Genomic DNA, 19,760 nt, shown 5'->3' with positions numbered 1-19,760 from the left:
GCAACCGATCCAGCTCAGCCGACCACGCCTCAATCTCCGCCGCCACAGCGAACATCATCCATGCCCGGTCAACCCAACTGCCGTTGCAGTACTAGCCCGCCAGTTCGGGATTACAGCCATCCTCGGCGTTTGAAGAACAGGTACAGCGCTGCGGACGATGCGAGCATCAGGACCAGGGCCAGCGGGTAGCCGAGGGTCCAATGCAGCTCCGGCATGTGGATGAAGTTCATGCCGTAGACGGTGCCGATGAGGCTGGGAGCGAAGAAGATCGCGGCCCAGGCGGAGATCTTCTTGACTTGTTCGTTCTGCGCGTAGCTTGCCGCGGTGAGCCGTTGGACCTCCTCGTTCTGTGCTTGGCCGATCAGCGCGGCCTTGATGACGAGGACGGTGTGGTAGTACTCGATGACGCCTTGGAGATACTCGCGTTCTCCGTCGGCTACGGCGCGGACCCGCTCGAACTTGTCGGCGAGGTCGGCAGCCAGCCGTTTCCCGGCGTCGGAGATGGCGGTGAGGGCGGCCACCCGGCCGTAGATCGCGCCGCTGAGTGTGGCCATCGTTCGCACGGCGAGCAGCCCGTGGCGGGCCTGGAACAGCTCGTTGAGAAACTCCAGGGCGTCGTCGGGTTCGCCGCCGGTGACCCGCTGCTCCAGGTGCCACACCTGGCTGGTGACCGCCTCGACGTAGTCCTCCTGGTTGCGGATGAGGGCCGAGGCGATGGCGTAGGACAGGTCGAACGGGATGACGGGGCGCAGCCGCCCGCTGCGGAGGCGGGCCAGCACCTGGCTGGTCTCGCGCAGGGGCACCTCGGGCGGTACCGCCGGGTTGACCGGGCCGTGGACGGTCACCAGGTAGTTGCGGCCGATGATCTGGTCGAGTTCCACGTAGTGCACGTGGCCGCGCTCGCCGCGTTCCGGGGCGTGCAGGACGACGAGCACGTGGTCGGAATAGGCGTGCATCTTGGGCACCCGGTTGCGTTCGACGCAGTCCTGGACGGCCATCGGGTGGAATCGGAAAACCTCCGACAGGACGTGGACGGCCTGCGGGTCGCAGCCCGGGATGTCGACCCAGACCAGACCGTCGTCGCGGGCCAGCAGCGCCGGCAACGCGTCGGCGGAATGTTCGCTCACCCCTGCTGCGGTGATCATGCGCACGTCCATGGGACCTATCCCCCCCACTCGGTCTGGTCCGGTCGCGATCCCGGAGCCGGGGCCGTCGCGGCGCCGTACCCGAACCATGATCCAAGGTTCCCCGTTCAGGCCGGGCGTCAGCGTTGTTTCTTCGTCAAGTTTCCGAAGATCCGCTGCACCTCCGGTCAGCCCGGCGATGAGGGCATGACCAGCGTCGAGTCCACTGCCCGTCGTGGTGAACCTGCCCGGCGAACTCACCGGCGATCTGGCGCAGGAGCTCGCCGCCGCGCGGGGAAAGCCGTCTGCCTGAGTTGGACGGTCAGGTGTCGGTGGTCTCGGCTTCGGTGATGCGGTGGCAGGCGCACAGCGCGGTGTGGTTGTCGGCGGCGAGGGCGTGGGCGAGCACGACGAGTTCGGCGACGCGGGCGTCGGTGATCTGGTAGTAGGCGCGGCGGCCGCGCGCCGTCTCGTCGAATGCGGCGCGCAACGCCAGCCTGTTCAACGCCGCCGCGCTCGGCCTGCTCGACCGGGTGCGTGACCACCTCGCCGCCGGCCCGCCACCCGAGCAGATCGACGGTGCGCTGTGGGGCGCCTGCCACGGCGGCCAACAGGCAACCGCCGGACTCCTGTTCGCCTGCGGCGCGGACCTCAACCGGCCCGCCCCGTGGGAACCCCTCACCCCGCTGGACGCCGCCCGCCGCAACGACTTCCACGACCTCGCCACCTGGCTCACCACACAAGGCGCCCTCGCGGCGGCCGATCTACCCACCACGTAGGAACGAGCGCACCCACGCATCATCGCCAATCGCGCGGTCAGCTGGTCATCGCGGCTCCGTCACCGCGATCCGTCGCTATCAACGGTGACGGCGACGGCTGAGCGGCGACCGTCAACGGGCCGATGCGGCAGCCAGGAGAGCCCGGCGTGCCTCGTGGTGGGTGAGCACTGGTGACGCCGGCAGTCGTGACCACGACGCGCGGTACGGTCGCACCGGAAGCAAGGAGGTGTGTCCATGCCCAGGTATCCCGGCCGAGACATGCTCGCGTTGGCCGCCGCGGTCGTGGTGCCGCTCGCGGTCGCCGCGGCGCTGACCCCGTTTCGTGGCAGTCTGTCCGCGGCGAACGCGGCGCTCGTCCTGGTCGTGGCCGTGGTGGCGGTGGCCGCTATCGGCAACCGCCTGGCTGGTGCGCTTGCGGCCCTGTCGGCCGCGGCGTGGTTCGATCTGTTCCTCACCGAGCCCTACGGGCGGTTCACCATCGCCGCGTCGGCCGACATCACCACGGCGGCGTTGCTGCTCGTCGTGGGTCTGGCGGTCTCGCAGCTCGCGGCCCGGGCAAGGCGCCTGTACCTGGTCACAATCACCGACGCCGACCACCTGGCGCAAATTCAGCGCACCACTGCACTGGTCCAGTCGGGCGCGCAGAGCCGCGCCGTGGTCGACCAGGTGCGAACGCAGCTGGTTGACCTGTTGCACCTGCAGGGATGCCGGTTCGAGTACGGGACCCTGCTCGGCCATCCGGCACGTCTGGAACGCGACGGCAGCATCACACACGGCCGCGTCCACGGAAACCTCAACGGAGACGAGTTCCCGGACGAAGAGATCGAACTGCGGGCATCCGCCGGTGGACGGTTCTATGGACGGTTCATGCTCCAGCCAACCCGCGGGGCCGTCGTGCCTCTGCAGGCCCGCCTCGTCGCCGTCACGCTCGCCGACCAGGCCGGTGCCGCCCTCGACGCCGCGAGGCCCGACGAGACCAGCGGCTCTGTGTAATCCCTGCGTTGTGAACCTCGAGCGCTCCAGCCCTGTCAGACTGACAGCGTCATCGTTGTTGTTCGTGGCGCACTCACAGCCAGCCGCGCCGTTTGAACACCATGTACAGCGCCACGCAGACCAGTGCCATCAGCGCGAGCGCGAACGGGTAGCCGCCGAGCCAGTGGAGTTCGGGCATATGGTCGAAGTTCATGCCGTAGACGGTGCCGATGAGGGTGGGGGCGAAGAGGATGGCCGCCCATGAGGAGATGCGTTTGATCTCTTCGTTCTGGGCGTAGCTGGCCTCTGTGAGGCGCTTGACCTCCTCGTTCTGGGCCTGGGAGACGAGGGTGGCGTTGAGGGTGAGGATGTCGGCGAGGGTCTGGCGGAAGCCGTCGACGCGTTCGGCGACCGTGGTGGCGTGGTCGGCGACGTCGGCGAGGTAGCGGCGCAGTTCCTCGTCGGTGCCGTACTTGTCGAATCCGGCGGACAGGCGGTTGAGGATGTTCAGCAGGGGCCGCGCCGCCCGCTGGAACTCGATGACCTCTTGGGACAGGTCGTAGATGCGTCGGGTGACCGTGGGGTCGCCGCGGAAGACCTCGGTCTCGATCTCGTCGATGTCGTGTTGCAGGCCGGCGACGACCGGGGCGTAGCCGTCCACGACGCTGTCGAGGATGGCGTAGAGGATCGCTTCGGGGCCGCGGCGCAGCAGTTCGGGGTCGTTCTCCATGCGCAGGCGCACGGTCGGCAGGTCGGGGGCGGGGCCGTGGCGGACGGTGAGGACGAAGTTCTTGCCGACGAACAGGTGCAGTTCGCCGAAGTCGACCGATTCGATGTCGTCGAGGTAGCGGGCGGCGTGCAGGACCACGAAGAGGGTGTCGCCGTAGCGTTCCAGCTTGGGCCGTTGGTGCGCGACGATGGCGTCTTCGACGGCCAGTTCGTGCAGCCCGAACTCGTCGGCCACGGCCAGCAGCTGCGTCTCGGCGGGCCGGTACAACCCGATCCAGGCCATCGTGTCTGGCTGTTCGCGCAGCCGTCGGTAGGTCTCGGCCAGCGTGGGTGGGCTGTCGACACGCTTGCCGTCGCGGTAGATCGCTGAGGTGACGACGCTCTGCTCAACCGGCGGGACCGCCGCCGCGGCGCGCGGGTCCATCGACAGCTCCGGCGGCGCGAGCTGCGCCGCCCGGTGGTCCGGGCGCGCCAGCACCCGTCGAGTCAGCCGAAGTGCACGCAGACGCTGATCGGACATGGCACGGCCTCCACAGAGAACGACGCGACGAGGACACGGAGTCCGCAGGAAGCGCACACGCCGGTTGAGCCGGGCAGTACAGCATCAAGCTGTTGAGCGGCGGACAGCGTGGCGAGGATGCGCGGCGGTGGGCACGCGCTGAGTTGGAACGTCAGCGCGAACTCGGAGGTTGGCTGCTACTCATGGCTGCCCCACCTCCTTCGTGTCGACCTGTCCGACGCCGCGATCGTACGCGTTGCTTGCGTGCAGACGCAAAGATCCCGACATCGCCGAGAGATTGTGACCGTGGATGCGACTGGCGCGGCGCGGGGTCGGCAGCTCAGCGCCGGTGCGGCCGCCGTTTGTGTAGGTGCCAGGTACGCCCGTCATCGGGGTGGGCGAGCCGTGACGCCATGTACAGCGCCGTCGCGGCACAAACCAGCCACAGCGCCAAGAGGACCAGAATGCCGATGAGTGCCATCCCGACCGCCCGTCCAGAGGGCCATGCTTCACCATCCATCGTACGTTGGACAGCACGCTGCGCCGACACACGCGCGTTCGTCGCCGTAGTCGCGCCGGACCGCTCAGGACGGGGTGCCGACCACGATGGACGGGCCCGGCTGATCGCATTGTGCGACGTGTCGTCGCGACGTATTGCAAGGATGGTCTTCGCCCCTGCCCGTGCTGCCACGCCGACGTCGTCGAGAGGGGTTCGCCCTGCCGCCCTGGCTGACCGTGCAGCAGAACGTCGAGCTGGGCCTTGAGGCCCGCGGTGTCGCGGCCGACGTCGCCGACGAACTCGGCCTCGACGTCGACGACCTGTTCCCCACCGTCGACGGCCTGGACCTGCTCGGCTTCGCCACCGTCGACACCAACGGCGTCGCCCTCACCGACACCGGCCGACAGCCCAGCTGAACCGCGCGCAGGAGTTCAGGCCCCGGCGGTACGGGCCTGCATCGCCCCCGGCCGGGCCGCCGGGCCACGATCCTCCGCCTGCAACGCAGCCGCGACCGCCGGCGCCGACGGCAGCGGGAGGTCGAGCTCGCCGGTCACGTGCCCGCCGACCACGATCAACTGCTCGAGCAGGGCCGCCAGATGCGGCGCGGCGGCACGGTAGAAGATCCGCGTGCCGTCTCGACGCGACGTAACCAGACCCGCGTCGCGTAACCGGGCCAGGTGCTGCGACACCGCCGCGACTTGGGCGCCCACCAGCTCGGCCAGCTCACCGACGGAATGCTCCCGCTGCGCCAATGTCCACACCAACCGCAGCCGCGTCGGCTCCGCGAGAGCCTTGAGCACGTCGACCACCGGCCCGAACTGTTCTTGCGCCTCCACGCAAGTAACCGTAGCGTCTGCGATGTGCCCGGGCCAGGCAACCATCCCAGTCGACACGGCCTGCCCGGTGGTGCCTGGCGGCCGGCAGGCCCGACGGCGTCGGGCACAATCTGGCTCATGTCGACCAGGAAACGGTGGCTGCTCGCCGTGTCTGTGCTGGCCGCGCTCGCGCTGCTGGCCGGCGCGGCCGTCGGCGTGTGGCGGTGGCAGGCCGGCCGGGACCCGAAGGTCGACGCCGCTCTGCCCGATATGGACCGCGCCCTCGCCGACGTGCTCGCCGCAGCCGGCGACGAACCCGCAGTCGCTGTCAACGGCCTCGTCCGGGCCGCGACCTGCCCACTGGGTGTGCTGCGCACCGGAGGCCGCTACAGCCGCACCGTCGAACTGTACGTGGCCGGCGGCGATGAGGACACACTGATCGGCCGGATCGCCCAACGACTTCCCGCCGCGTACCAGGCCCACCGCGACACGGTGACGTCCGGGTCCGCACCACCCCTGACCGCCGACCTGGCCGGCGGGGTGCGGGTGTCCGTGCGGCAACTCGGCGTAGGCTGGCTGGTCGCCGACGCGGCAACCGACTGCGTCGCCGGGCCCGCCACGACCGCCGACAGCGCTCCGCCACCCGGAGACCCGGCCGTACCGGCGATCACCACGCTGCTGGACTCCCTCGGCACCGCCCCGGCAACCCTCACCACCGCGACCCTGGACTGCCCGGCCGGACAGATCAGGACCGTCGCCGCGATCAGCCGCAGCACCGACAGCGGCCGGCTCGCCGACCGCCTCACGGTCCCGGCCGGGGCCCGCACCTACCTCGCCGCAGGCTCCAACCGGGTCGCCTACCGCGACGACACCGCCAGCATCATCGTGGCCGCCTCCGACGACGGCAACGCGATCACCGTACGCCGGACGACACCGTGCCAATGACAGCCGAAGGAGACCACGCCATGACCCCGCGCAGGAGCCTCGCACGCCGCCTGCTGCCATGGATACTCGTCATCGGCTTCGCCGCCTGGATCATCGTGATCGCCGTGCTCATCACGGCGGACCCGGCCGGCAGCGCCGGCTGACCCGCCGTATCCGTCGACCCACCGACGTTCATCAGCGCAACCGGCGACGAGATACCAGCGGCACCGCACACCGCGTCGACGTGACCCGAAAGGCAACATCACCATGGGACATTTCAAGGGCTGGCGGACACCGCTGACGGGCGGCCCGGCCGACGCCGTCGAAACGCCTCCCCAGCACCCGGAGCGGCACCATGACGCAATCGTCGACTGCGCCCTCTACATCGCCGGGGTCCGCCAACCCGAACAGCGCACGTTCGCCGAGATGTACGACCAAGCCCGCGACACACCGGACGCGTTCGTCTGGATCGGACTGCACGAACCCGACGAGGCCGACTTCGCCGCCGTCGCATCGACATTCGGGCTCCACCCCCTCGCCGTGGAGGACGCGCTGTCCCCCGAGCAACGACCGAAGATCGAACGCTACGAGGACATCACCTTCCTCGCGATCCGCGCCGCCTCCTACGTCGAACACGCCGAGCTCACCGAGACCAGCGAAGTCATCGACACCGGCTCCGTGCGGATCTTCGTCGCCGAGAGGTTCGTCATCACCGTGCGCCACGGCGCTATCGGGGAGCTGCGTTCCGTCCGTGCCGACCTTGAAGCCCACCGCAAACTGCTGGCCCAGGGACCCTGGGCCGTCGTCCACGCCGTCTATGACAGGGTCGTCGACGTCTACCTCACTATCGTCGCCGCTATCCAACGCGACCTCGACCACGTCGAAGCCAAGGTGTTCCAACGCACCGCCGGTATCGACATCGGCCACGTCTACCAGCTCAAACGCGAACTGGTCGAGTTCCGCTCCGCTGTCGTGCCCCTCCAGCAGCCCCTCGCCGCCATCCTGGAAGGCCACCTCGTCCAGCTTCCAAAGGAGATCCGCCGCTACTTCCGCGACGTCGCCGACCACCACAACCGCGTCGTCGACCGCGTCAACGCCTCCGACGACCTGATCAACTCCGTCCTGCAGGCCCGCCTCACCCAGGTCACCGTCGACCAGAACAACGACATGCGCAAGATCGCCGCCTGGGCCGCCATCGCCGCCCTGCAAACCGCCATCGCCGGCATCTACGGCATGAACTTCAAATACATGCCCGAGCTGAACTGGCGCTACGGCTACCCCATCGTGCTCACCATCATGCTGATCAGCTCCATCATCCTCTACCGCTACCTGCGCCGCTCCGGCTGGCTTTGAATCAAGTTGATCTGTTCTCGGCCTTATTGATCCGCCGGTCGGGCCTACGCCCCGGTCACCGAAACGTCGTTCTCAACCCGTCGCGTCCGGTGGGGGGACGCCCTTGGCGATCTGGGCGCCCCCGCCCCGGGATCGGCAGGCCGTGTAGGGGCCTGCCGGGCCGCTCCTCGTGGTCAGCGGTCGCCGTGCGGGCCGGGGGCAGCGCTGCCCTCGTAACTGGCAAGGTCCGACACCAGCTTGGTGAGTTCGGGGTCGTTGTCGTAGCGGCGCTGGTGCAGTGCGGCGATCTTCGCGGCCATGTCCGGGTCGTCGTCGTCGACCACGTCGTAGGACACAAACTTCTCACCCAGTGGCAGCCCGATCATGTCGGTGTGGTGGTGAGCGGGGTGGATCAGGTACTCCCAGTACCCGTCCAGGTCTTCGATCGCGTAGATCGCGGCGAACTCGTACTCGCCGCCGATGTCACGCCCGACGATGAACGACTTCACTGACGGGATCACCCGGCCCTGGTTACGCAGGCTCTCCAGCACCTCCTCCCGCTTCTCCGGCGCCACACCGGGCTTGACGGTCATCCGCGTGCTGTGGTAGATCATCGGTCCTCTCCTGTTCTCTCGTCCGGTGCGGCAGTCACCGCACCAGAAAGCTTTCCGCGGGGTTGGCGGGGGCGCCGATGTCGAAGGCGTTGATGACGGCGCAGGCGCTGAGTTACAAGCCGATGAGCAGGACCATGTCCGCTAGGCCTTCGTCGCCGAGTTCGCCCGCCGCTCGTGCGTAGGTGGCGTCGTCCATCTGCGGTCCGCCGACCAGCTGCCGGGGGAGGTCGTGGGCGCTGGCCTCTTCGGCGGACTCGAAGTCCGGGCGCCCGCCGGAGCCGATCGCCTCGATCACGGTGTCGTAGAGGGTGCGCTGGACCGGTGCGAGCCCAGCGGTCGTCAGCTGCCGCAGCCGAGCGGTCCCCGCGGCCGGGTCCCGGCGGTTCACCGCGCCTTACCCGAAGCGACGGCCGCGGGGGTCATGGTTGTGGTGAGCCAGTCGAGGACGACGCCGTTCATGAGGACCGAGGCCCCGGGGTGGGAGTGGGACGCGGCCGACTCCTCGGGGGTGAACGGCCGCAGGGTGGCCCGCTCGCCCAGCGCTTCGGCGAGCTTCTCTGCCTGGCCGGGGTTGAAGTGGTCGGTGGTGGCCGAGCACACCAGCACCGGACAGGTGATCTTGTCCGTGATGCCGTCCAGCGTGTATGGGCGCGCCCGCTCGAAGAACTCGTACGGGCTGGCGACCCGGAAGCTCCACAGGCCCTGCTCGATGTACCAGCGCAGGGCCTTGTTGTCGGCCATGGCGCGCCGGATCGCGGCGTTGAAGCCGTCGGACTTCCCGGCTTCCAGGAGGGTCCGCAGCCGCGGGGTCAGCAGGCCTAGCACCGACTGGTAGCCGTCGTACAGGCCGTCGATGGTGACCACGGCCCGGATACGCGGCTCGAACGCGGCGGCGCGGGGAGCCAGGTACCCGCCGAAGGACACGCCCAGCAGGCCGAGGACCGACGCGTCGATCTCCGGCACCGCCTCGCAGTAGTCGACGACGGGCGTGACCACGGCCTCCCAGTCGTGTCGGAACCCGAGCCCCTGCCCGCGCACGACGCTCGGCTGCCCGGGCCCCTCGAAGGTCAGGACGTTGAAGCCGCGCTCCAGCGCGGCGAACCCGCACACATGCAGCATCTCCTCCTGGCTACCGTCGAACCCGTTGAACATCAGGATGGTCGGGCGGGGCGTGCCGTCGCGGCTGGCCCGGCAGAAGACCGCCGGCACGGTGAACCCGGCGGCCTGGATGGTGACGCGCGCGCCCGGCGGGTCGAGTTCGGCGATCGCGCGGTCGAACTGTTCGGTAGCAGCCGCCCAGGTCTGCCCAATGCGCGGATCGGCGGGATCGCCGTGCAAGAAGAAGTCGGCGGCGCGGTAGTAGGAGGCGGCGCGGAAAGCCCGGTCCCGCCGGGTCGCCGACGACGTGGACTCGTCGTGCCATCCCTCGATTGCGACACGATCAGCGAGAGCGCGGAACTGCGAGTACCAGCTCTCGAAGTCGCCGGGCATGAGCCGGCCGGCCAGGTCCAGCACTTCGGCGATGTCGGCGCCACGATAGGGGGCGGTACCGATCCAGCGAAGCAGATTAAAGTCAAACAACGGGTCTGTGCTGAGGTTCATCACGCCACCTCGTCTCGCGAGGCGAGCGCCCGCAGCGCCTTCACCAGGAAGACCGCCGGCCGGCCGTACCGGGTGTTGCTCAGCTGTGCAACGCCGCCCCGCTCGGCAAGCTCGGGCGGCGACCAGCCCAGGACATTCTCGGCGGCGGCGATCTCGAGATAACGCCGGAACAGGTCGGCGTCCATTCGCGGGCGCTGGGCGCCCTGTCGGGGGGGTACCAGTCCGTACATGCGTGAGCCCTCCTCGATGATCTCTTCCAGGTCGGTCACCCGGCGGCCGCCAACCGGCTCGTCGGTGCCCGGTGGGTCTGGACGAGCAGCCCGGCGCTGTGGCCCGACTGCCTGCCGGCTCTCAGCGTGGTGGGCCGACGATGACGTTGCCGAATATCTCGGCCGCTTCCGCCATTCGGTCGAGGCGGATCTCAAACCCGTCCGGGCGCATAGTCGCCTTGTCCCGCCCCGCGTGCCGGAACATGCCCTCGATGCCGGCCGGCGTGCAGATCATCAGTAGGTCGGCCTTCTTGGAGGTGATGCGGTACCCGTGTGGCACGTTTCGGGGCAGGTAGACGATGCCGCCCTCGGACAGCTGCATCTCCTGGTCGCCGTACCACAACAGGGCCGAACCTTTGATCAACATGAACACCTCGTCCTCGCGGGTGTGCATGTGAAACGGCGGTGCTTCACCTTCGCTGACGTCGAATCGACCCACCGTCAGCTGTCCGTCGGTAGCTTCGCCGTCGAGCAGTATCGCCAGCGTGCCGCCGTCGAGCCATTCCAGTTGTTGCTGTTGTTCGGGTTGGGCGAGGTGCGCCATACTCATGGGTCATCTCCTATGTCGATTGTCGGTCTCGGCGGGCTGTCAGGCGGGAATCAGCTCGCCGACGATGGGATCAGCTTCTGGCCGGCGGGAGAGGCCCGTGCCGGGCCAGTTTGGTAAGGATCGGCGGTGCCTTCGGGAGGACACTGGACCTGAAGCTCCTCCACCGGCAGGGGAAGCTCCGACGCCTCGCCCTCGGGCCGCCAGGGTCCGAAGTTCGGGCTGGCGGCCCGCCCTGAGTCTGCACGCGGCCACACCGACCGATGGACGCTGCTGGTGGGGCGTACCTGTCGTTGTCACGTTCTCAAGCTCGCATCGTGGCGGCGTGTTCGCGTCGGCGAAAACCACCTATACCGTCGCTGTCCTCGCCACTGCGCGCGAACGGCTGGAGCGGCGGTTTCCGTACCTGCACCGATGCCCTGAGCCCCCGGGAGCGTCGGCGAGAGCTACGGGACTTCCTGGCACAGCGCGTACCACCCTGCGGTGCGATGGGTGCGGGAGGATGGTGTGCATGGATCAACTCGGTGACGCGCTGCGGGCGTGGCGGGATCGGCTGGACCCGGCGACGGTGGGGCTCGCGCACAGCTCACCCCGTCGGGTTCCCGGTCTGCGACGCGCGGAGTTGGCGATGCTGGCCGGCATCTCGGTCGAGTACGTGGTCCGACTCGAGCAGGGACGGGTGGCGACGCCCTCAGCGCAGGTCTGCTCCGCTCTGGCTCGCGCCCTGCACCTGTCCGACGACGAGCACGCTCACCTTTTGCGCATGGCCGGTCACGCCGCAGACCCGCGCCGGGTTCCGCAGATGATTCCGGGAAGCCTGTATCGGATCGTGGATCAGCTCGCCGGCAACCCGCTGGCGATCTACGACGCCACCTGGCAATTGCTGCACTGGAATCCGCTGTTCGCGGCCACGTTCGGCGATCCCACGGTCCTTGATAGGGGAGACCGGAACGTCCTGGTCTTGCAGTTCTTGAGCGAGCTGCCCCGGGTCCGGCAGCCGGCAGCCGAGCAGGCGGCGTTCGAGGAGTCCCTCATCGCCGACCTGCGGGCGACGACGAGCCGGTATCCCGACGATCCCGACGTCGCGTCGCTGATCTCGCGGTTGAACCGCAGCCCACGGTTCTGCCAGTTGTGGAGCCGCCGATCGGTGGGTGGCCACAAGAGCTCGCACAAGCTGGTCGAACACCCGGACGTCGGAGACATCGCTTTGAACTCCGACGTGCTCACCACCCAGGACACGAATCTCCGCCTCGTGGTGTACACACCGCAGCCCGACACCGACGCCCGCAGCAAGCTCGAATTCCTTGCGGCCATCGGTGTCCACAGGATGTCTTCGCAGAGATGAGCAGCCGAGTCCCGCCCCGTCCGTGGACCGGGCTGCTGGGTGGTACGCGCTGTACCAGGATGTCCTGTAGCTCCCGCCGAAGCTCCCGAGAGCTCAGCATCGAGTGCGTGAACAGCGCATGACGATGCTGTTCGGAGTCAGGAGGAGCCAGCATGACCACCACGTTCATCACCGGGGCCAACAAGTCTCTCGGTCTTGAAACCGCTCGTCGCCTCGTCGAGGCGGGGCACACCGTCCTCATCGGTGCCCGCGACCCTGAACGCGGTCGGGCCGCGGCCGAGTCGCTCGGCGCCCGGTTCGTCCAGATCGACGTGACCGACGACGCCTCGGTCGAGGCCGCGGCCGCCGACGTCGCCGCGCACGAGGGAACGGTCGACGTCCTCGTCAACAACGCCGGTGTCCTCGGCCGGGTCGGCCCGGTCGAGGAGTACACCGCGGCCGACATGAGTGCCGTGCTCGACGTGAACGTCGTCGGGATCGTGCGCGTCACACACGCGTTCCTCCCGCTGCTGCGCAAGTCGTCGAACCCGGTCATCGTCAACGTGTCGAGCGGGATGGGCTCCTTCGGCATGACCCACGACTCAGCGCGGATCGAGTCGCAGTACGCCCTGCCCCTCTACTCCGCCTCGAAGGCCGCGGTCACGATGCTCACGACGCAGTACGCCAAGGAACTGACGGACGTGAAGGTCAACGCCGCCGACCCCGGGCAGACCGCGACCGACTTCACCGGCGGTCTCGGACACAGCATCGCCGAGGGTGCCGAATCCATCGTGACGCTCGCGACGATCGGCCCTGACGGGCCGACGGGAAAGTTCATCGACAGGTCCGGAAGCCTTCCGTGGTGAACCTACCCTGAGCCGGAACGACGACTTGTCGGGGTCGTCGAGGGATCGGACCACCGCACCGACCCTCCAATGCCCGCAGACGGGACCACGGCCGAGGATCCCGCGTGCGGTGATCACGCAGAGCCGGTGGCGCGAGTGCCGGTGGCTCGGGCACCTAAAAGGTCGGCAACGTCGGCCAGGGCCATCTGGATTCGGCCATGGACCCGCGGGTTGAGCAGAGTGATCCCGTCGAAGTCGCCGGCGGAGGCGAAGATCCCGACGGGTACGGTCAACGCCTGGAAGAAGGCGAAGAGCGGCCGGAGGGCGTGCTCCAGGACGAGCGCGTGGTGCTCGCCCCCGCCGGTCGCGACGAGCAGGACGAGCTTGTTGGCGAGCGCGTACTGGTCGATGAGGTCGAAGAAGTGCTTGAACATTCCCGGGTAGGAGCCCCGGTACACCGGTATTGCCGCGATCAGAAGGTCGGCGATCTCGGCCTGCCGGAGGGCGGCCTCGACGTCGGGGGTGACGTCCTCGCGTTCGACGGCCCCGGTGAACCCCGGGCCGAGCCGGTAGACGTCGATCCGGGACGCCTCCAAAGGGAGCATCCCCGCCAACGTCTCGAGGACGACGTCGACCAGGCCCATCGTCTTGGACGGCCGGTTCGGGCTGCCGTTGACGACCACGACCCGCAGCTCGGGCCCGGCCAGTGGAGTGGCCGGGCCGGCGTCGACGGCAGACGGGGTGGTGGTCATGCCGCGCTCCGCGCGATCGTGGCGGCCTCACGGCGTACGACAGGCGCGACCTCGGTGCCGAGCCGCTCGATCGCCTTGAGGTGCTCCTGCTGCGGCATCCCACCGAAGCCCATCTGGATGATGGCACGGTTGATGCCGTACAACTCGCGGTAGCGCAGCAGCTTGTCGATGACCTCCTGCGGGCTGCCCACCAGCAGGCCGGATCCGGGCGAGGCCTGCGCGTCGAACGCGGCCCGCGAGAGCGGAAAGCCCACACCTCGCTGGTGGTTGTTCTCCGCCATTCCCTGCGCGAAGTAGGGGTACATCGTCTCCCGTGCCTCCTGGCTGGTACGCCCGACGTACCCGTGGACGTTGATGCTGATCGGCAGCGTGGCCGGATCATGCCCGGCCTTCTGCGCGGCCGCGCGGTACAGCTCGACGGTCTGTTCGTGGAATGTCACCGGTCCCAGCAGGAGCGCCAGCGCCATCGGCAGGCCCAGTCTGCCGGTGCTGATCGCGGACGCGAGCGAGCCGCCGACCCCCACCCAGATCGGGATGGTGTCGCCGTCCGCACGGGGCGCGATGTCGGCGTCGACCAACGGTGCGCGGAAGCGCCCGGACCAGGTGAGCGGATTCCGCTCACGGATCTTGAGCAGCAGTTCGAGCTTCTCGCGGAAGAGATCTGCGTAGTCCCGCAGGTCGTACCCGAACAGCGGGAAGGACTCGGTGTAGGAACCACGGCCCGCGACGATCTCGGCCCGGCCGGCCGACAGCAGGTCGATCGTCGCGAACTGCTCCCAGACCCGCACGGGGTCCTCCGAACTGAGCACGGTGACCGAGCTCGTCAGGCGGATGCGCTCGGTCGCCTCGGCCGCGGCCGCCAGTAGGATCGTCGGCGCCGACCCGACGAAGTCGGAGCGGTGGTGCTCCCCGACGCCGAACACGTCCAGGCCCACCTCGTCGGCGACACGCGCCTGCTCGATCGTTTCCCGCACGCGCTGCCGCGGTGACGGCAGCCGCCCTGCGACGGGATCCTTCGTGACCTCACCGAAAGTCATGATCCCGATCTCGAAACTCATCAGTCGCTCCTTCCCTGCCGGCCGGGTCCCTCCCGCGCCACGCAGGTCATAACTTGTCTGCGCAGGCAGATATTCCGGGGCGTGTTCGGAACCGGCCGGCGGTAGAGCGGGGGTCAGAACAACAAGCGAAGTGAATCACTGCGGTTCGATCGCAAGCCTGTCCCAGATGTCGGCGAGACGACGGAGGTCGTCGTCCTCGAGCCGGTCGAAGAACAGCCTGCGGAGGTCGCGATGCTGCTGACGCCAGGCCTTGCGCAGCAGGGCCCGCCCCTGGCTCGTCAGCGTCGCGTCGATGCTGCGGCCGTCGACGCCTGAGCGCCGCCGCTCGATGAGCCCACGGCGCTCCAGGCGGTCGGCCAAGCGGGTGAAGCCACCGGTGGACATCAGACGACGCTCGGCCAGTTCGGACATCCGCATGCCCCTGGGGCCGGCCTCACCGAGAAGCGCAAGCACGCTGTACTCGGCCATGCTCACGTTCAGCGGTGCGAGTCCATCCTGAATCGAACGCCAGATCCGGTCGTGGGTGAGCAGGAACCCTCGCCACGCCTCGTACTCCAGGGGCCGCAGCCGCTCAGTCGCCATGACCGCACTGTACCGGCAAAACGGGCGGGTCTCAGCCAGCTATAGTTGCCTGTGCAGGTAACTAGATGATCTCGAAAGGCTGGATCATGCCCGCGTTCGGGACGCCCTTGGCCAACCCCCAACCCCTGATCGCCGTGAGTGACGCCGACCTGGAAGACCTGCGCGCGCGGCTGCGCGCCACCCGCTGGCCAACGCCCTGGCCTCTCGACGGGTGGCAGGCCGGCGCCGATACCGGTGAGCTGCGCCGCCTCGTGGAGTACTGGGCCACCGAGTACGACTGGCGCGCACACGAGGCCGAGGTCAACGGCCTGCCGTCACACATCGCCGATGTGGACGGCACCCCCGTGCACTATCTGCGCTTCGATGGCGAGCACCCGGACGCCCTGCCGATCGTCCTGACCCATGGATGGCCCAGCTCCTTCTTGGAGCTCACCACCCTGGCCCGCCGCCTGGCCACACCGTCACAGCACGGGGGCGACGCCGCCGACGCCTTCACCGTCATCGTCCCCTCCCTGCCCGGCTACACGTTCTCACCCCAGCGGCCGTCACTCCCGCCGGCCTTGCAGACCCACGAGATCTGGCACCGCCTCATGCACGAAAAGCTCGGCTTCGACCGCTACGCCGCACACGGCGGCGACCTCGGCGCCGGCGTCACCTCCCGGCTGGCGGAGGCCTACCCGGACTCGGTTACCGGGATTCACCTCCTCGCCGTCGCCGCGCCCACGGAGTACGACCCGGCGAGTCTCACCCAAGAGGAGAAGACCTACCTCGACGAGGTCGCCGCCTGGAACTCCGAGGAAGGCGGCTACCAGCACCAGCAGAGCACCCGGCCGCTTACGCTCGCCCATGCCCTGTCCGACTCACCCAGCGGTCTCCTGGCCTGGATCGTCGAGAAGTACCGCGCCTGGAGCGACAACGACGGCGACCTGCAGACCCGATTCACCGACGACTTCATCCTGACCCAGGCATCGCTCTACTGGTTCACCGGCACCATCTCCACGTCGTTTCGGCCCTACTATGAATACGCGCGCGGCCTGACCAGACGCGTAGAGAAGGTCAAGGTCCCTACGGCTGTCGCGGTCTTCCCCGCCGATCTGACTCGGCCACCACGCTCCTGGGCCGAGCGCACCTACAACGTCGCCCGGTACACCCGGATGCCCCGCGGCGGACACTTCGCCGCGCACGAGGAACCCGGCCTCCTCGCCCGGGACATCACCGATTTCTTCAATACCCTCCGATGACCAGCCGCAGGTCATCCTGCTTCGAGGTCGGCGGGCTGAACGTGAGGTCGGGGTCCGCGCAGTGCCCGAGAAGCGGCAGGATCCATGGCTTCGACGAGGCGTCGCACCGTTTCCAGCCGGATGCCCCTGTTGGCGCCGGGGACCAGTGCCACCGGCTCCTCTGGCCGCGAAGTGGACACTGCACGGCTCCTTCTGCGATCAGCCGGTCCGACGCCGCCTTCTCGTCGCAGGCTCTCCCGGCGGCGGCCGGTTGGCGTCGCCTACCCGCTAGGCAAACCGACATGCGACGTGTGGCCGGAGGCAATCCAGCGTCTAGGCTTGATGCCGTTCGAGAACCGACGGCGCAGCCCCCACGGTCAGTCGGTGCCCCGCGGGAGAGCCGGTGATGATTCGAGGTCGGCAGACCGAGCACGTGGCTGTGCAACGGCTGCTCACCGCGGCGCGCGGCGGGCACAGCAGCGTGCTCGTCGTGCACGGCGAGGCCGGTATCGGCAAGACCGAGCTGCTGAAGCACGCCCGCGACACGGCGTCGGGGTTCCGGGCGGTGCACACGGTCGGCGTGGAGTCCGAGATCGGGTTCGCATTCGCCGGGCTGCACCAGCTCTGCGCGCCGCTGCTGGACAGGCTTTCAGCCCTGCCCAAACCCCAGCAGAAGGCCATGGCTGTGGCGCTCGGGCAACGTGCCGGCGCGGCACCGGACCCGTTCCTGGTCGCAGTGGCCACGCTCGGCCTGTTCGCCGAGGCCGCCGAGGACGAGCCGCTGGTGTGCCTGGTCGACGATGCACACTGGCTGGACGCGGTCTCCGCACAGGTTCTTGCATTCGTGGCGCGGCGGGTGCAGGCCGAGCGTTTGGCCCTGGTGTTCGGAGTGCGCGACCAGGTACCCGCCCTCGGGGCTGCCAAGACGTTCGCCGGGCTACCCGAGCTGCGCCTGGACGGGCTCGCGGACGACGACGCGCGGGCCCTGCTGGACTCGGCGGTCCACGCGCCGCTGGACGACAGAGTGCGCGAGCGGATCCTGGCCGAAGCGCGGGGGAACCCGCTGGCTCTGCTGGAGCTGTCCCGGCATGCCGCACCGGCGGGGTTGGCGGGCGGGTTTGGCATGCCGGACGCGCTGAGCGTGCCCGACCGGATCGAGGAGAGCGTCCAGCGCCGGGCGGCCGACCTCCCCTCGCCGACGCAGACGATGATGCTGGTCGCGGCCGCCGATCCGGTCGGCGACGCGGCGCTGCTGTGGCGGACGGCCGAGCGCCTCGGCATCGGCGCCGAGGCGATCGCGCCAGCAGAAGCGGCGGGTCTGCTCGAGGTCGGTGCCAGGGTGCGGTTCTCCCATCCGCTGGTGCGCTCGGCCGTCTACCGGGCCGCCGAGCCGGCCGAGCGCCGCCGCGCGCACGGCGCGCTGGCCGGGGCCACCGACCCGCGAGCCGACCCCGACCGCCGGGCCTGGCACCGCGCGCAGGCGGTTCTCAGTACCGACGAGACGGTCGCGCTGGAGCTGGAGCGCTCGGCCGGCCGGGCCAGAGCCCGCGGCGGACTGGCCGCCGCAGCCGCGTTCCTGGAACGAGCGGCCGCCCTCACCCCCGACCCCGCCGATCGGGCGCGCCGGGCGCTGGTCGCCGCGCAGGCCAAGCACGAGGCAGGCGCGTCCGGCGCCGCCTTGCAGCTGCTGACCGCTGCGGTGGCCGGTCCGTTGGACGCGCTGCAACACGCCCAGGGTGAGCTGCTGCGCGCGCAGATCGAGTTTGTGAGGACCCGCAGCAGCGACGTGCCGGGGATGCTGCTCGACGCGGCCAAGACGCTCGCCCCGCTGGACCCCGCCCAGTCCAGAGACACGTACCTGCAGGCCATCGAGGCGGCCATCCACGCCGGCCCGCTCGGGCACGGCCGCGGAGTGCTGGAGCTCGCCGAGGCCGCGCGCGACGCTCCCCCGCCGACCGGCCAGCCAAGCCCGGCCGATCTCCTGCTTGACGGGTTGGTAACCAGGTTCACCGAGGGATACGAGGTGAGCGTGCCGGGCCTCCGGCGGGCCCTGCATGCGTTCCGCAACCAGCTGAGCGCCGACGACGGCAGCCGGCGCGGGCTGTGGGCGGCCAGCCGCGTCGCGTTCATGTTGTGGGACGACGAGATCCTCTATGCGCTGACCAGCCGTTTCGTCCAGCTCGCCCGGAACGCCGGAGCGCTGGCCACGCTCGCCACCGCGCTCAACTTCCACTCGACCATCCTGGCGAATACCGGCGAGCTGGCCCAGGCCGCCGAAGTGATCGCCGAGGAGCGTGCGATCACACAGTCGATCGGGGCCCCGCCGCTGCCGCACGGCAGGCTGGTCCTCGGCGCGTGGGGCGGCCGGCGGACCGAAACCCTGAACCTGTACGACGCCACGGTCCAGGAGGCGACCCGGCGAGGCGAGGGAACGTTGATCACCCTCGCCCAAGCGGCGTTGGCCGTGCTGCACAACGGCCTGGGCGACTACCCCGCCGCGCTCCACGCCGCCTCGGGACCGTGCGACTACGACGAGCTGACGCACAGCAGTACCGCGCTGCCCGAGCTGGTCGAGGCCGCCGTCCGCGCCGGCGAGCCCTCGCGCGCCTCCGCCGCGCTGGAACGGCTCAGCTCCCGAGCCCGTGCTAGCGGCACCCCGTTGGCGCTCGGGCTGGAGGCACGCTCGCGCGCGCTGACCACCACCGGGCCCGCCGCCGAGGACCTGTACCGCGAGGCCATCGATCAGCTCGCCGAATGCCGGTTCGCGACCTTTCTCGGCCGCACCCACCTGGTCTACGGCGAGTGGCTGCGCCGTGAGGGCCGGCGCCAGGACGCCCGCGAACAGCTCCGCACCGCCCACGAGATGCTGTCGGGCATGGGTGTGCGGGCGTTCGCCGACCGCGCCGGCCGTGAGCTGCGGGCCACCGGCGAGCAGCCACGCAAGCGGGCGGCGCGGCCGACCGATGCCCTGACGGCCCAGGAACTGCACATCGCGCGGCTCGTGGCCACCGGGGCGACCTCCAAGGAGGTCGCGGCGCAACTCTTCCTGAGCCCCCGCACCATCGACGCACACCTGCGCAACATCTTCGGCAAGCTGCGCATCGCCTCCCGCCGCGAGCTCAGGACCGTGCGCCTCTCCTGACTGTCCTACTCGAACAGCCGGCGCGGATTCGCGACGAGGATCGTGTCCACATCGTCGTCGGACAGTCCACGCGCCTTCAGCGCCGGTAGGACGTCCTCGCTGATATGCCGGTAATGCCAGCGCGGAGCCACC

General features: G+C 69.4%; 23 protein-coding genes and 1 pseudogene. 10 read left to right on the top strand and 14 right to left on the bottom strand.

The genetic code is table 11. The annotated features are described in order from the left end of the window. Window positions 1-110 precede the first annotated feature (110 nt). Together AB0B76_RS41260 and AB0B76_RS41255 are read right to left on the bottom strand one after the other, a co-directional pair. Window positions 111-1,145, bottom strand: a complete 1,035-nt coding sequence (locus tag AB0B76_RS41260) for a magnesium transporter CorA family protein (RefSeq protein ID WP_360385979.1) — start codon at window positions 1,143-1,145, stop codon at window positions 111-113. A 301-nt stretch (window positions 1,146-1,446) separates the two neighbouring features. Then, window positions 1,447-1,614 carry a hypothetical protein gene (locus AB0B76_RS41255; RefSeq protein WP_360385977.1) on the bottom strand — a complete coding sequence of 56 codons (168 nt, stop codon included), beginning with the start codon at window positions 1,612-1,614 and terminating at the stop codon, window positions 1,447-1,449. 43 nt (window positions 1,615-1,657) lie between these two features. Between AB0B76_RS41255 and AB0B76_RS41250 the strand changes: the two genes are divergently transcribed. Continuing rightward, window positions 1,658-1,903, top strand: coding sequence for a hypothetical protein (locus AB0B76_RS41250; RefSeq protein WP_360385975.1), 246 nt, complete (start codon window positions 1,658-1,660; stop codon window positions 1,901-1,903). Window positions 1,904-2,161: 258 nt separating this feature from the next. Continuing rightward, entirely contained in the window at window positions 2,162-2,896 is a 735-nt protein-coding gene (locus tag AB0B76_RS41245) for a DUF4118 domain-containing protein (protein WP_360385973.1), read from the top strand. Window positions 2,897-2,969: 73 nt separating this feature from the next. Here AB0B76_RS41245 and AB0B76_RS41240 read toward each other — a convergent pair whose 3' ends face one another. Beyond that, on the bottom strand, window positions 2,970-4,124 hold the full coding sequence (locus AB0B76_RS41240; protein ID WP_360385971.1) for a magnesium and cobalt transport protein CorA: 1,155 nt from the start codon (window positions 4,122-4,124) through the stop codon (window positions 2,970-2,972). A gap of 660 nt (window positions 4,125-4,784) precedes the next feature. Here AB0B76_RS41240 and AB0B76_RS41235 point away from each other — a divergent pair. Continuing rightward, window positions 4,785-5,018, top strand: a complete 234-nt coding sequence (locus AB0B76_RS41235) for an AAA-associated domain-containing protein (RefSeq protein WP_360385969.1) — start codon at window positions 4,785-4,787, stop codon at window positions 5,016-5,018. A gap of 15 nt (window positions 5,019-5,033) precedes the next feature. Here the strand turns inward: AB0B76_RS41235 and AB0B76_RS41230 are convergent, their stop codons facing one another. Further along, window positions 5,034-5,438, bottom strand: coding sequence for a metalloregulator ArsR/SmtB family transcription factor (locus tag AB0B76_RS41230; RefSeq protein ID WP_360385967.1), 405 nt, complete (start codon window positions 5,436-5,438; stop codon window positions 5,034-5,036). A 117-nt stretch (window positions 5,439-5,555) separates the two neighbouring features. Between AB0B76_RS41230 and AB0B76_RS41225 the strand changes: the two genes are divergently transcribed. The 3 genes from AB0B76_RS41225 (at window position 5,556) to corA (ending at window position 7,694) form a co-directional block, all read left to right on the top strand. Then, window positions 5,556-6,362, top strand: a complete 807-nt coding sequence (locus tag AB0B76_RS41225) for a hypothetical protein (protein WP_360385965.1) — start codon at window positions 5,556-5,558, stop codon at window positions 6,360-6,362. A 20-nt stretch (window positions 6,363-6,382) separates the two neighbouring features. Next, the gene (locus AB0B76_RS41220) at window positions 6,383-6,505 is read left to right on the top strand and encodes a hypothetical protein (protein WP_360385963.1); all 123 of its coding nucleotides are present in this window, start codon (window positions 6,383-6,385) and stop codon (window positions 6,503-6,505) included. A gap of 103 nt (window positions 6,506-6,608) precedes the next feature. Then, entirely contained in the window at window positions 6,609-7,694 is a 1,086-nt protein-coding gene (corA, locus tag AB0B76_RS41215) for a magnesium/cobalt transporter CorA (protein ID WP_360385961.1), read from the top strand. Window positions 7,695-7,867: 173 nt separating this feature from the next. Here the strand turns inward: corA and AB0B76_RS41210 are convergent, their stop codons facing one another. The 5 genes from AB0B76_RS41210 to AB0B76_RS41190 form a co-directional block, all read right to left on the bottom strand. Further along, window positions 7,868-8,287, bottom strand: coding sequence for a Dabb family protein (locus AB0B76_RS41210; RefSeq protein WP_360385959.1), 420 nt, complete (start codon window positions 8,285-8,287; stop codon window positions 7,868-7,870). A gap of 112 nt (window positions 8,288-8,399) precedes the next feature. Further along, complete coding sequence (locus AB0B76_RS41205; RefSeq protein WP_360385957.1) at window positions 8,400-8,675, bottom strand: hypothetical protein; 276 nt, start codon at window positions 8,673-8,675, stop codon at window positions 8,400-8,402. Continuing rightward, the gene (locus AB0B76_RS41200) at window positions 8,672-9,889 is read right to left on the bottom strand and encodes an alpha/beta hydrolase (RefSeq protein ID WP_360385955.1); all 1,218 of its coding nucleotides are present in this window, start codon (window positions 9,887-9,889) and stop codon (window positions 8,672-8,674) included. The genes AB0B76_RS41205 and AB0B76_RS41200 overlap by 4 nt, the downstream gene beginning before the upstream one ends. Then, window positions 9,889-10,158, bottom strand: coding sequence for a hypothetical protein (locus AB0B76_RS41195; protein WP_360385953.1), 270 nt, complete (start codon window positions 10,156-10,158; stop codon window positions 9,889-9,891). The genes AB0B76_RS41200 and AB0B76_RS41195 overlap by 1 nt, the downstream gene beginning before the upstream one ends. A gap of 82 nt (window positions 10,159-10,240) precedes the next feature. Further along, the gene (locus AB0B76_RS41190) at window positions 10,241-10,708 is read right to left on the bottom strand and encodes a cupin domain-containing protein (RefSeq protein WP_360385951.1); all 468 of its coding nucleotides are present in this window, start codon (window positions 10,706-10,708) and stop codon (window positions 10,241-10,243) included. A 508-nt stretch (window positions 10,709-11,216) separates the two neighbouring features. Here AB0B76_RS41190 and AB0B76_RS41185 point away from each other — a divergent pair. Continuing rightward, entirely contained in the window at window positions 11,217-12,050 is an 834-nt protein-coding gene (locus AB0B76_RS41185; protein ID WP_360385949.1) for a helix-turn-helix transcriptional regulator, read from the top strand. 152 nt (window positions 12,051-12,202) lie between these two features. Next, window positions 12,203-12,895: an SDR family NAD(P)-dependent oxidoreductase gene (locus AB0B76_RS41180; protein WP_360385947.1), complete on the top strand. Its 693-nt coding sequence runs from the start codon at window positions 12,203-12,205 to the stop codon at window positions 12,893-12,895. A gap of 113 nt (window positions 12,896-13,008) precedes the next feature. On the opposite strand, the gene AB0B76_RS41175 is transcribed toward AB0B76_RS41180, so the two are convergent. The 3 genes from AB0B76_RS41175 to AB0B76_RS41165 form a co-directional block, all read right to left on the bottom strand. Further along, a complete protein-coding gene (locus AB0B76_RS41175) occupies window positions 13,009-13,626 on the bottom strand; it encodes an NAD(P)H-dependent oxidoreductase (RefSeq protein ID WP_360385945.1) in 618 nt (205 codons plus the stop codon). Further along, complete coding sequence (locus AB0B76_RS41170; RefSeq protein ID WP_360385943.1) at window positions 13,623-14,684, bottom strand: LLM class flavin-dependent oxidoreductase; 1,062 nt, start codon at window positions 14,682-14,684, stop codon at window positions 13,623-13,625. Before AB0B76_RS41170 ends, AB0B76_RS41175 begins: the two co-directional genes overlap by 4 nt. Window positions 14,685-14,819: 135 nt before the next feature. Beyond that, a complete protein-coding gene (locus AB0B76_RS41165; protein ID WP_360385941.1) occupies window positions 14,820-15,266 on the bottom strand; it encodes a MarR family transcriptional regulator in 447 nt (148 codons plus the stop codon). Window positions 15,267-15,331: 65 nt separating this feature from the next. Here AB0B76_RS41165 and AB0B76_RS41160 point away from each other — a divergent pair, with 65 nt between their 5' ends. Beyond that, window positions 15,332-16,507: an epoxide hydrolase family protein gene (locus AB0B76_RS41160; RefSeq protein WP_360385939.1), complete on the top strand. Its 1,176-nt coding sequence runs from the start codon at window positions 15,332-15,334 to the stop codon at window positions 16,505-16,507. A gap of 86 nt (window positions 16,508-16,593) precedes the next feature. Here the strand turns inward: AB0B76_RS41160 and AB0B76_RS41155 are convergent. Continuing rightward, window positions 16,594-16,686 (bottom strand): annotated as a pseudogene (locus AB0B76_RS41155) (short-chain dehydrogenase); the annotation flags it as partial. Between the two features lie 206 nt (window positions 16,687-16,892). Between AB0B76_RS41155 and AB0B76_RS41150 the strand changes: the two are divergent. Continuing rightward, window positions 16,893-19,628 carry an AAA family ATPase gene (locus tag AB0B76_RS41150; protein ID WP_360385989.1) on the top strand — a complete coding sequence of 912 codons (2,736 nt, stop codon included), beginning with the start codon at window positions 16,893-16,895 and terminating at the stop codon, window positions 19,626-19,628. 5 nt (window positions 19,629-19,633) lie between these two features. On the opposite strand, the gene AB0B76_RS41145 is transcribed toward AB0B76_RS41150, so the two are convergent. Next, on the bottom strand, window positions 19,634-19,759 hold the full coding sequence (locus tag AB0B76_RS41145; RefSeq protein WP_360385937.1) for a hypothetical protein: 126 nt from the start codon (window positions 19,757-19,759) through the stop codon (window positions 19,634-19,636). Window position 19,760: the final 1 nt, after the last annotated feature.

This window comes from Dactylosporangium sp. NPDC049140 (assembly GCF_040648435.1).
The sequence above is the reverse complement of the archived record's forward strand: the minus strand, read 5'-3'. Positions and strand labels throughout refer to the sequence as shown.